This window comes from Bacillus thuringiensis, from assembly GCF_001455345.1.
GTDB classification, from domain to species: domain Bacteria; phylum Bacillota; class Bacilli; order Bacillales; family Bacillaceae_G; genus Bacillus_A; species Bacillus_A thuringiensis_N.
Genome location: NZ_CP013274.1, coordinates 1,905,781 through 1,918,125 on the forward strand (window position 1 = coordinate 1,905,781; position 12,345 = coordinate 1,918,125).

A 12,345-nucleotide genomic window follows, 5' to 3' on the forward strand; every position below is an offset into this window, starting at 1 on the left:
TGAGCTTCCTAACACGAGAAATGGTTTTACCACCTTTGAACTTCAATAGTGAACGAGTAATCTAGTAATTATTGACGGAATCAGCCGTTATCTGAGCTTGAGCAATCTAGGAGGAAATACGTCTAGATTGGAACAAGGGTGGAACCACGAAAACACATTCGTCCCTTTCCTAGGGATGAGTGTGTTTTTTTATGGATTTTAAGATTGAAAATTTGAAATAATTAAAAAATAGTATTGATTTTGTTTTTTATGCGAGTATAATGAGTTAACAAATAAACATGAACGAAAAAGTAACGATAAGGACACGAAATCATTTTTACGGTTTACAGAGAGGGAAGTCAAGGGTGTGAGCTTCCTAACACGAGAAATGGTTTTACCACCTTTGAACTTCAATAGTGAACGAGTAATTTAGTAATTATTGACGGAATCAGCCGTTATCTGAACTTGAGCAATCTAGGAGGAAATACGTCTGGATTGGAACAAGGGTGGAACCACGAAAACACATTCGTCCCTTTCCTAGGGATGAGTGTGTTTTTTTACTTTGAAAGGAGGTGCAGTAACATGAAACAATTTGTACGTACGGAAATAACCACCACCTGCATGATCAAAAAGCAGAGCAAGGTGATTGATAGGGATAAATAATAAAATTGTAGGAGGAGATTAGAAGATGAATAACGTTATTAATGTTGGGGTGTTAGGATTAGGTACGGTCGGAAGTGGTGTTGTCCATATTTTGAAAGAACATTATAAAAAAATTGCACTTGATACAGGGTATGAAGTGAAGGTGAAGACAGTCGTTGTACGTGATTTAGAAAAAGAACGTGATGTTTGCATCGATGGAATCGTAGTAACAAGTCATGTTGATGAAGTTCTAAATGATTCAAATATTGATATTGTAGTAGAGGTAATGGGCGGAATTGATGAAGCAAAACAGCATATCGTTAAGGCTTTACGAAATAAGAAGCATGTCGTAACAGCAAATAAAGATTTAATGGCTGTATACGGTGCAGAGCTTCTCCAATTAGCGAATGAAAATGATTGTGATTTATGTTATGAAGCAAGTGTAGCGGGCGGTATTCCAGTGTTAAGAGGATTAACAGACGGATTAGCCTCAGATCAAATTGAAAAAATCATGGGAATTGTAAATGGAACAACAAATTATATGTTAACAAAGATGAGTCAAAATGGATGGTCGTATGAAGAGGCTTTACAGGAAGCGCAAAAATTAGGATTCGCAGAATCTGATCCAACAGCGGATGTAGATGGGCTAGATGCGGCGAGAAAGGTAGCCATTCTTGCAAACTTAGGTTTTTCGATGAATGTTTCTTTAGATGATGTGCAAGTAAGAGGGATTCGAAAGGTCGAAAAAGAAGATTTACAAATGGCTGAAAAGTTAGGATTTACAATGAAGTTAATTGGTAAAGCAGAGAAACAAGGATCAGCGATTCATTTAAGTGTAGAACCGACGCTTTTACCAAGTCATCATCCATTATCGAATGTAAATAATGAATTTAATGCAGTATATGTTCACGGTCAAGCAGTAGGAGAAGTAATGTTTTACGGACCTGGAGCTGGAAAATTGCCAACTGGTTCTGCTGTAGTAAGTGATATTATTTCAATCGTTAAGAATATGAATCAAGTTCAGAAAAATAAAAGTGCGTTAAAAGAACCAGAACCATATAAGTTACAAGGAGATGAAGAGGTAGTTTCAAAATATTTCTTACGTATTTCATTACGAGATGAACCTGGGATGTTGCAGAAAATAACAGAATGTTTCGTTAATTATTCTGTAAGTTTAAAAGAAGTTATTCAATTACCTTTAAATCGAGAACTTGCAGAAGTCGTTGTTGTGACACACCAAACTTCAAAGTATCAATTTGAACGAGTTTTAGGAGCGATAGAAGATGTCGCAAGTGAAATAAACAGTTACTACATTATTGAGGAGGAAAAACAATATGTATAAAGGACTATTAAACCAATATGCTTCTTATTTACCGGTAAATGAAAACACACCTGATGTCAGCTTAATGGAAGGAAATACACCCCTTATTCCGTTATTAAATATATCAAAACAATTAGGAATTCAGTTGTACGGGAAGTATGAAGGAGCGAATCCGACAGGTTCTTTTAAAGATCGAGGCATGGTAATGGCTGTTGCGAAGGCGAAAGAAGAAGGGTCGGAGGCAATCATTTGTGCATCGACAGGTAATACTTCGGCATCGGCTGCAGCATACGCCGCGCGCCTCGGAATGAAATGTATTATCGTAATCCCTGAAGGAAAGATTGCACATGGAAAATTAGCGCAAGCAGTCGCTTATGGGGCTGAAATTATTTCAATAGAAGGGAATTTTGATGATGCACTTAAGGCTGTAAGAAATATTGCTGCGGAAGAGCCAATTACATTAGTTAATTCAGTAAATCCTTACCGAATTGAAGGGCAAAAAACAGCAGCGTTTGAAATTTGTGACCAGTTACAAAGTGCACCAGATGTTTTAGCGATTCCTGTTGGGAATGCCGGAAATATTACAGCATACTGGAAAGGGTTCTGTGAATATGAGAAAGAAAAAGGCTATAAGAAGCCAAGAATTCACGGATTTGAAGCGGAAGGAGCAGCTGCAATTGTAAAAGGACATGTAATTGAAGAACCTGAAACAATTGCAACAGCGATTCGTATTGGTAATCCAGCGAGTTGGTCGTATGCAGTAGAGGCTGCTGAGCAGTCTCATGGTGAAATAGATATGGTATCAGATGAGGAAATATTACATGCGTATAGATTGTTAGCAAAAACGGAAGGGGTTTTCGCTGAGCCAGGATCAAATGCTTCATTAGCCGGTGTAATGAAACATGTTCAATCTGGAAAAATCAAAAAAGGAGAGACAGTTGTTGCAGTTTTAACTGGGAACGGCTTGAAAGATCCTGATATCGCAATTTCTTCTAATACATTAGACATTGCAAGTGTTTCAAATAATATAGAACAAATTAAAGAGCATATTAAAGGGGTGATTATGTCGTGATACCATTAAGTATTTGTGTTCCTGCTAGTACAGCGAATGTTGGACCTGGATTTGATTCAGTAGGAATAGCTTTGTCATTGTATTTACATGTAGTAGTAAAAGAGAAAGCTGATAAATGGAAAGTAATCCATTCTTTTGAAGAGTCAATTCCGACAGACGATAAAAACTTAATTGTTAGCACGGCATGTAAAGTATGTCCGTCTTTATCGCCCCATATAATAGAAGTTACTAGTAATATTCCGCTAACAAGAGGGCTAGGAAGTAGCGCATCAGCGATTGTAGCAGGAATAGAGCTTGCAAATCAACTTGGCAATTTGAACTTAACAACTGATCAAAAAGTTCAAATTGCTACAAATTTTGAAGGACATCCGGATAATGTTGCTGCTTCTATTTTAGGAGGAACTGTAATCGGAGCACTTGATGGAAAGAATGTATCGGTTGTAAGAATTGAAAGTAAGGAATTAGGCGTAATTTCACTTATTCCAAATGAAGAGCTAAATACAGATGAAAGCCGATCTGTATTACCAGAAGTGTTTCCGTTTCATGAAGCTGTTAAGGCTAGTGCGATAAGTAATGTATTAGTAGCTGCTTTATGTCAAAAGAAGTGGGAAGTTGTAGGGGAAATGATGGAGAGGGATCATTTTCACGAACCGTATCGTTTAGAACTCGTGCCGTTATTACCATCTATTCGTAAATGTGCAAAAGAATTCGGTGCATACGGTACAGCGCTTAGCGGTGCAGGACCATCTATTTTTATATTAGCGCCGTATGAGAAACGTCAAGAAATTGCTGAGCAATTAGCGAGAGTATTTACGTCTATGAAAGTGTGTGAGCTAGAAATTGATCATAGAGGGATTACTGTAAATAAGAAAGAACATATTGGATTATAAAGAAAGCTAGCATCGCTAGCTTTCTTTATGTTGTAAATATCTTTTAAGTTTGCATATAAAAGAAAAATATTAATGTATAATTTAGTAAAGAGTGTATTAATTTGGAGGTGATCGTATGAAGAAAGAGTCACCGGAAGAAAAAAGAGAACGTATAAGGCAAAGTGAATTGAAAAATAATCCTACCGGTTCTTTACATGATGGACTCAACAGAGCTGAAACGGGTAGTCCAGTTGATATGATGGGTGGTATGAATTGGAAAGGTACAGCGCTAGTAATTTTAGTGCTAGTTTTAGCGTATATTATATACACTTATTTTTTTAGTTAAGAAATGCATGTTAAAGCTTTGAATTATTTGCTTTTATAATTAGTGAGGATGAAAAAATACGGTTATTGTACTACATATATATTCAGCAGATTATAGTTGTCCATATACAATTATTTTTAATACTTAAAATAGAGCTAGCGTTATGCTAGTTCTATTTTTTTGCCACATTCCTGTAACAAAGCACCTGTATATTCATTGGTGGAGGTGCAGAGGATGAAAAAAATGATAGCGATATGTCTTCTTACAACGATGTCATTTTCGACTTTAGTCGGTTGTGACGTAAAAGGTAGTAATGCTGTACAAGAGTCTAAAATAAAGAAAGCGACGTATAAAGATTTTACTTATGATGTAAATCCAGAAACATTCACATTAACTGTAGAACATGAGGGTGTAAAGGAACAGGCATCACACCCCCTACCGAAAATGAAGGTATCGAATGTGAAAAAAGAAAAGGATCGTACATCGTGGGAATATCCAGATCAAAAAGTAAAAATAAAATTAGAAAAGAAAAAAGACCACTTAAACATTGAAGTGGAATCGACCGGTGCAGAAAGCTTTACATGGCCGAAAGTAGAAGCTGAAAATTATACACTTCCGTTATGGGAAGGTAAGCAAATTCCGAGCAATGATGAGAATTGGAAGAAGTTTTTAAAGGATGATGCATATTCATTTGCCGAATCGTTATCTATGAAGTTTTTCGCATTAAATGGTTCGAAATATTCAATTGTATATATTGCAAACAATATGTTTAATAATGAATTGAAATTTCATTCGGATCCGAAAATAGGATTTGATTTTACACATGAATTTCCGAGCATAAATAAAAATAAAACATATGGATTTCAATTATATGTGACAAATAATGATGCGGTAAGCATTGCTAAACTGTATAAGGATAATATTGTTCGAAAAGGTGAATTTAAAACATTACAAGAAAAGGCTAGAAAAAATAAAGAAATCGAAAAGTTATATGGAGCGGCGCATTTTTATTTTTGGAATCAAGATGGTTTATCAGAAAGTAATATAAATTGGTCAAAACTAAGAGAGCTAATAAATAGCCCGCTGTTTAGTCATATAAAAGAACTTATTCAAAAGAATAGTTCAGAGCCTGGGGAACTGAATGTATTAGATCAAGTAAGTAAACAAGATTTCATTGATAAGTATCAAAAAAATGTTATTTTACGTTATATAAACGAAATATTATCCATGAAGGAATTTTATAAAGAGGATATTTTTCAAAACGTGGATCAGGAAGCTAGTGTGCTATTAAAGAAAGGTGTAGGTCACTTAACGAATACAGAATTGTATAGCTTAAATAAGAATTTATTAAAGTCGCTACTTGGTGATGCGGTTGAAGAGGTAAGTAAATGGGGTAATGCAGATGGAACGGACATACTAAAGGAAATGAAAGAGGCAGGAATAGAAAAAGCATGGATTGGTTTGCCGAACTGGGAACAAGGATTTATGCAACCTAATTTCGTGACAAAAGCTAAGGAAATGGGGTATTTAGTTGGTCCGTATGACTCATATCATTCCATTCACGAAAAAAGTGATAAAAATTGGAACACAGCATCCTTTAATGACCCATCATTATACGAAGAGGCTACTGTAACGAAGAAAAACGGAGAAAAGGTGCAAGGCTTTTTAGGTAGAGGTCGCAAGTTAAACCCGACTTTATCGCTGCCTAGTGTAAAGGAACGCATGAATGATATATTACAAAATGGACCTAAATACAATTCATGGTTTATTGATTGTGATGCAACAGGTGAAATTTATGATGACTATTCGGCTAAACATATAACGACACAAGAACAAGATTTAAAAGCAAGATTACAACGAATGAGTTATATTGCGCAAGAAAAAGGTATGGTAGTTGGCTCAGAGGGCGGAAATGATTTTGCAAGTAGCACGATAGCATTTGCCCACGGTATTGAAACGCCTGTTATTAAATGGGACGATGAAGATATGAGGAAAAACAAAACAAGTCCGTATTATGTAGGCGGGTATTGGTCACCAAATCAAAATGTTCCAGAAAAATATGCAAAACAAGTACCGTTAAAAGAAGAGTATAAACAAGTGTATTTAAATCCTGTATATTCAGTACCGTTATATAAATTAGTATACAATGATTCTGTAATTACAACGCATCACTGGGAATGGGGAAGTTTGAAAGTAAAAGATGAGGTAGGAAACCGTATGCTATACGAATTATTGTATAACGTTCCTCCGTTGTACCATTTAGATAAAGTGGAGTGGAATAAGCATAAACAAGAAATTACGCAGCATCTGAAAGTTTGGAATGAAGTTCATGAAAAGGCAGTAAAAGAAGAAATGACGAACTTTGCATATTTGTCAGAAGATAAGTTAGTACAATCAGCTTCGTATGGAAAAAATATTAAAATTATTGTAAATTTCTCAAATGAAGATATAGAAATACAAAAGACGAAAATAAAAGCAAAATCAGCTTTCATTATTAATAATGGAAAGCAAACTATGTATACACCAAACCAATAAAATTATAATATATAAATTTTATTATACTTTATGTAAATAGTGACTTGCCAAAAATAAGCACAAGAGTATAATGTGAAATGGAGTACATATTGGATTCGTGCAGTAACCTTACAAAATTGTAAGGTAATTGAAAGGAAATTCAATATGAAGGTTAGTAGACTTGCATTATAATTGGGAAAGAGAAAGAGAGGCGAATGGATATGAGCTCTGAATTAGAACAGAATACGAGAAGCAGAAAAAAACGTTCTAAAAGAAAGTCAATAAAATGGTTCATTTTAATTCCATTTTTCCTACTTATTTTTGGTGGAGTAGGATATGGATCGTTAATATATAATAAAGCAAAAGCAGTGGTAAGTGATGCATATGCACAAATTGATAAGTCATCGAAGCGTGATAAAGAAGTTGAACCTTTAAAGGATAACATTTCAATTCTAATCATGGGTGTTGATGGGAGTGAAATGAGAAAAAGTCAATACGGAGAAGCTGTTCGAACAGATGCACTTTTATTAGCAACAATTAATAAAGATGATAAATCAGTTAAATTAGTAAGTATTCCGCGTGATTCACGTGTATATATTCCATCTAGAAAGAAATTAGATAAAATTACACATGCACACGTATTTGGTGGTGTAGAAAGTACACGAGATACGGTGGAGAGATTTTTAAATGTTCCTGTTGATTATTATGTGAAGTTTAACTTTGAATCATTCGTACAAATTGTCGATTCACTTGGTGGTATTGATATTGATGTACCAGTTACTTTCACAGAACAAGATAGTAAAGACCAAGCTGGTATGATCCATTTAGAAAAGGGTTATCAACATTTAAATGGAGAACAAGCACTTGCGCTTGCAAGAACGCGTAAAATTGACAGTGATGCAATGCGTGGTCAAAGACAGCAACTTGTAATTGAAGCAATTGCAAAAAAAGCGATGTCTGTCCAATCAATTAGCAAAATGGGCTCTTTACTTGATGCGGTTGATAAAAATATGAAAACGAACTTAACTTTCGATGATATGCTTGCTATTACGAAAAATATGGCAGGATCTAATTTGGAAATGGAAAAAATGCAAGTAGAAGGTACAGATAAACGTATCGGCGGTATTTATTATTACATTCCGAATGAAAAAAATGTGAAAGACATTTCAAATAAATTGAATCAGCATCTAGGTATAACACCAAAATCAGTTCGAAATGAATAATAAAAAAGATTGGCTTCTGCCAATCTTTTTTTATCGGAATCGATTTGTAACTTTTCTGTAACGATTTTTTATTTTAGAAAAATTATACTCATATGTATGAGAATATTGGAGAAGCAAAAAGTAAAAAGAAATAATTAAAATCTGTAATAAGGAAAGATATTATATGCAGAAATGGATAGGCATTATGGGAATCATTTTTATGTTGACTGGATGTAAAATGTCTGAAGCTCCAACAAACTTAATGGAAGCTCCTTCCAATGAAAAATGGATTAGTGAACTAAGAGAGCAAATAGATAAAGATTTGCCTGTTAATTATCGATTGCTTACTCCAATGTCTAATAAAGATAAACAGATGATTTGGTCAATGGATTTTAAACAAGATAATAAGAAAGAAGCTATCATATTTTATAAATTGCCGAATGCAGATCATAGTGTATATTTAGCTGTATACGAAATAAACGGGAATGGTTGGAAAATGAAGTCCACACATAAATTTGATGGTGGAGATGTAGATATTGTTGAAGTTGGTGATTTTACAGGGAACGGGAAACGAGAGTTGTTAATTGGAATCTCTGTAGACCGTGAATCGTTAAAACATGTTTTGTATGTTTTTTCGGAAGAAAATGAAGATATGAGGGAAATATATAATCGAAATTATACGAAGTTATTCATAGACGATCTAAATAAAAATGGACTGAAAGATTTAAGTCTTGTTACGTATGAAAAAGATGAGAAGTTGACAGTTGAGTTCATTGAACAATTTAAGACTTTATCTGAAGTGTCATTCGATCCATTTATAAATAGCATTCAAAGAATACAAATGGGGCGTATTTCTCAGGCATTAAAGGCCATTGTCATTGATGCGGGAACTGGAGCTCATTCAGGAATAACTTACGTAGCGAAATTTGATAAGGGTCATTATGAGACACTACCTATAGATGGAAAAGAAGATTTATTCAATGAATATGTTGTAGAAAGTAAAGATGTTAATGAAGATGGCATTATTGAATTTGTTCGAACTGTACGTCCAAAAGGTTGGGAAGATAAATCACATGGTGATAGTCCCCTCTTTGAACGTTACATACAGTGGAGTGAATCGGGAATTAAACCAATTGAAGAAAGATATATCGATATAGAAAAAGGATATTATGTGAAAATTCCTAAAGAGTTAATAGGAAAAATTACGATACCAGATGAGCGAAAGGAATCAAATTCTCAAAAGTTTTTGGAGACAAGTACAAATAAAACATGGCTTGAAGTTCATATATTTAAGCGGAAAGAATGGTTCGAAATAAAAGGATACAGCGCAGCAGTTAAAACAGCTTCTCATATATATGCTGTACCGAAACAACCACAGTTTGAAAAAGTGAAAGCATATGTAAAGCCGCTAGCGGATTATCAACAAGAGTAGGGAGGTGGAAATGATGCCAACAATTTTAGTTTTAGAAGATGAAATGCCTATTCGTAGTTTTATCGTCTTAAATTTGAAACGTGCTGGATTTTATGTATTAGAAGCAAGTACTGGAGAAGAGGCGTTACAGATTTTATGTGAACATACTGTTGATGTAGCATTGCTTGATGTAATGTTACCGGGAATGGATGGTTTTCAAGTTTGTAAAACGATCCGGGAAGAAAATAAAAAAATAGGTATTATTATGTTAACCGCGCGCGTACAAAATGAAGATAAGGTACAAGGGTTAGGAATAGGTGCAGATGATTATATCGCAAAGCCGTTTAGTCCAGTGGAACTAACTGCACGTATACAATCGTTACTAAGAAGAATAGAAGTACATGATGAAAAAGCGAATTCTATCACATCTGGCCCGTTTTCTCTAAATATAATAGAAGAAAGATTATATAAAAGTGGACAACTAGTCGAATTAACCCCTACAGAGTATATGATATTACAGTATTTAATGAATCAGGCTTCAAAGCCGGTTTCACGTGATGAAATTTTAAATATGATTTGGGGAACGAATTATGTAGGTGAGACGAAAGTAGTAGATGTAAATATGAGGCGGTTACGTCAAAAGATAGAATGTAATCCATCAGAACCTGAATTTATTCTTACTGTTTGGGGAAAAGGATATGTGTGGAAGGAAAGTATAAGATGAAAAGAAAAGTGACTTTATATTTTATGACGGTCATTATACTTATGCTTGTATTATTTGAAGTCGTATTTTCAGTCTCTGTTTATCGATCTTATTATAACGGTATTGTGCAATATGTAGAATCTCATGCGAAGACAAGTACACGATTTTTTTCTGAATACAATTCATTATACTTTATTCGTTTGCAAGAATATAGCGGGGATATAATTGAGAGCTTTCAGTTAGAAGGAACCGAATTACAATTAATTGATCGACATGGTACGATTATACAATCGTCAAGTGGACAAAAGGTAGAAGGTAAAGTAGTTATTCCGTATTCTTTACTAGAAGGAGAAATGTACCATCAAGTGACTACTACGAAAGATAATGTGAAACAATTAGAAGTGATTAGTCCACTGATTCATCAAGGACAAACGATCGGTGTTTTAAAATATACGACTGTATTAACACATGTAAATGCTAAAATTATTGAAATTATTATGTTTACTATTTCTGTAGGTATTGTTATTTCAGGAATTGTATTCTTAATCAGTAGACGATTAGCGAATTCATTTGTTAAACCGATCGAATCTATAATTCATGCTTCTTCCCAAATTGCAGAAGGTACATTAAAGAAGAAAATTAAAGAAGATTATCCTGGGGAATTAGGTGAGTTAGCACATAGTTTAAATCATATGTCTGAGAAAATAGAAAAAGCAGAACAGATGAAAAATGAATTCATTGCTTCTATTTCTCATGAAATACGAACGCCTTTAACTGGAATTAAGGGTTGGAGTGAGACGTTAAAAACGGTAGATCATTTAACGGAAGAAGAAATAAAGCAAGGTATGGGAATTATTTCAGGTGAGACAGACAGATTAATTCATTTAGTAGAAGAATTGCTAGATTTTTCAAGATTGCAATCAAATCATTTTAATTTATATAAACAAAAGGTGCAATTATACGATATACTAGAGGAGACGATTTGGCAATTAACTCCTAATGCTGAAGAGAAGCAAATGCAATTCATCAAAACTATAGAACGAATTGAATTAATAGGAGATCGAAATAGGCTAAAGCAAATTTTCTTGAATATTGTTCAAAATGCCATTAAATATTCACATAAAAATGGTAAAGTATATATTGAAGCGACTAAAAATGAAGGACAAGCAGTGATAGAGGTGAAAGACGAAGGTATGGGAATTGCTAAAGAGCATTTACCATATATAGAACAGTCATTTTACCAGATTAATAATCATGCTACAGGTGCGGGTCTTGGTTTAGCTATCGTAAAAAAAATGGTGGAGCTTCATGGAGGTACAATAAATATTATAAGTAAAGAAGGAATAGGAACGACCATTTTGATAAAACTCCCATTATAATACATATAAAGTCTGTTTATATAGTGTAATAAAATAAATAGATGTATAATTATATTGGGTGATTTATATATAAGATTAATAGGGAGAGGAATTCGATAGAATGGAAAAAGCTTTTAAAATTAAACGAGTAGTATTCGTTTTAATAGCGATTGCAGCAGTAGCTATTGGGTATTTCATGTTTCAATCCATTACTTCACCAGCAAAGGCTGTTGCAAAACAAGAAAATGTAGTACAACTCGCAAGTGAACAACCAAAAGTAGAAATGAATAAAACAGCACCAAGTCGTTTTAATGGAAAAGAAAGAAAAGTTGCTTATCTTACATTTGACGATGGGCCAGGAAAATATACGGCTGAATTATTAAATACGCTAAAACAACATGATGCGAAGGCGACGTTCTTTTTAATTGGAGCAAATGTAAAAGAATTTCCTGATTTAGTGAAACGTGAAAATGCTGAGGGTCATTATGTAGGCATGCATAGTATGACACATAATTTCGCAAAGTTATATAAAAATGGCGAGTATGTAAATGAGATGAAAGAAGATCAAGGTTTAATCGCTAATATTATTGGGAAATCACCTAAATTAACACGTCCACCATACGGTTCGATGCCAGGATTAAATGAAGGTCTTCGAAATAAAGTGGTAGAAGGCGGCTTTAAAGTGTGGGATTGGACAATTGATTCATTAGACTGGAAGTATAACAAAATGCAAGTTGATGCAGCTGCAGCACAAATTGCTCAAAATGTATTAACAAATGCAACAAAACCACAAGAAGTCATTTTAATGCATGACATTCATCCACAATCAGTTGCTGCTGTGCCAGCAATTTTAAAAGGGTTAAAAGAAAAGGGTTATGAGTTTGAAGCTTATCATGAAGAGAGTCACTTCCCAGTGAATTTCTGGCATGATAACCGTATGTAATGGAGG

10 protein-coding genes and 2 other annotated features (1 of these 12 only partly in view) are annotated in these 12,345 nt (G+C 34.2%); all 10 genes read left to right on the top strand.

What is annotated here, in order from left to right:
• Positions 1 to 169 (top strand) — a binding site (T-box leader); it begins 63 nt to the left of the window's first position.
• A 115-nt stretch (positions 170 to 284) separates the two neighbouring features.
• Positions 285 to 516: a binding site (T-box leader), on the top strand.
• A 151-nt stretch (positions 517 to 667) separates the two neighbouring features.
• The 10 genes from ATN06_RS09980 (at position 668) to ATN06_RS10025 (ending at position 12,339) form a co-directional block, all read left to right on the top strand.
• Positions 668 to 1,963 carry a homoserine dehydrogenase gene (locus tag ATN06_RS09980; protein ID WP_060630496.1) on the top strand — a complete coding sequence of 432 codons (1,296 nt, stop codon included), beginning with the start codon at positions 668 to 670 and terminating at the stop codon, positions 1,961 to 1,963.
• The gene (gene thrC / locus ATN06_RS09985) at positions 1,956 to 3,014 is read left to right on the top strand and encodes a threonine synthase (protein WP_060630497.1); all 1,059 of its coding nucleotides are present in this window, start codon (positions 1,956 to 1,958) and stop codon (positions 3,012 to 3,014) included. The genes ATN06_RS09980 and thrC overlap by 8 nt, the downstream gene beginning before the upstream one ends.
• Positions 3,011 to 3,904 carry a homoserine kinase gene (gene thrB / locus ATN06_RS09990; RefSeq protein ID WP_060630498.1) on the top strand — a complete coding sequence of 298 codons (894 nt, stop codon included), beginning with the start codon at positions 3,011 to 3,013 and terminating at the stop codon, positions 3,902 to 3,904. The genes thrC and thrB overlap by 4 nt, the downstream gene beginning before the upstream one ends.
• Positions 3,905 to 4,019: 115 nt before the next feature.
• Entirely contained in the window at positions 4,020 to 4,229 is a 210-nt protein-coding gene (locus ATN06_RS09995; RefSeq protein ID WP_060630499.1) for a DUF6366 family protein, read from the top strand.
• Between the two features lie 213 nt (positions 4,230 to 4,442).
• Complete coding sequence (locus tag ATN06_RS10000; RefSeq protein WP_060630500.1) at positions 4,443 to 6,743, top strand: glycoside hydrolase; 2,301 nt, start codon at positions 4,443 to 4,445, stop codon at positions 6,741 to 6,743.
• A 200-nt stretch (positions 6,744 to 6,943) separates the two neighbouring features.
• A complete protein-coding gene (locus tag ATN06_RS10005; RefSeq protein WP_060633119.1) occupies positions 6,944 to 7,945 on the top strand; it encodes an LCP family protein in 1,002 nt (333 codons plus the stop codon).
• 163 nt (positions 7,946 to 8,108) lie between these two features.
• Positions 8,109 to 9,356: a hypothetical protein gene (locus ATN06_RS10010; protein WP_060630501.1), complete on the top strand. Its 1,248-nt coding sequence runs from the start codon at positions 8,109 to 8,111 to the stop codon at positions 9,354 to 9,356.
• A 13-nt stretch (positions 9,357 to 9,369) separates the two neighbouring features.
• Complete coding sequence (locus ATN06_RS10015) at positions 9,370 to 10,059, top strand: response regulator transcription factor (RefSeq protein ID WP_060630502.1); 690 nt, start codon at positions 9,370 to 9,372, stop codon at positions 10,057 to 10,059.
• On the top strand, positions 10,056 to 11,417 hold the full coding sequence (locus ATN06_RS10020) for a sensor histidine kinase (protein WP_060630503.1): 1,362 nt from the start codon (positions 10,056 to 10,058) through the stop codon (positions 11,415 to 11,417). Before ATN06_RS10015 ends, ATN06_RS10020 begins: the two co-directional genes overlap by 4 nt.
• A gap of 100 nt (positions 11,418 to 11,517) precedes the next feature.
• Positions 11,518 to 12,339 carry a peptidoglycan-N-acetylglucosamine deacetylase gene (locus ATN06_RS10025; RefSeq protein WP_060630504.1) on the top strand — a complete coding sequence of 274 codons (822 nt, stop codon included), beginning with the start codon at positions 11,518 to 11,520 and terminating at the stop codon, positions 12,337 to 12,339.
• The last annotated feature ends 6 nt before the right edge of the window (positions 12,340 to 12,345 follow it).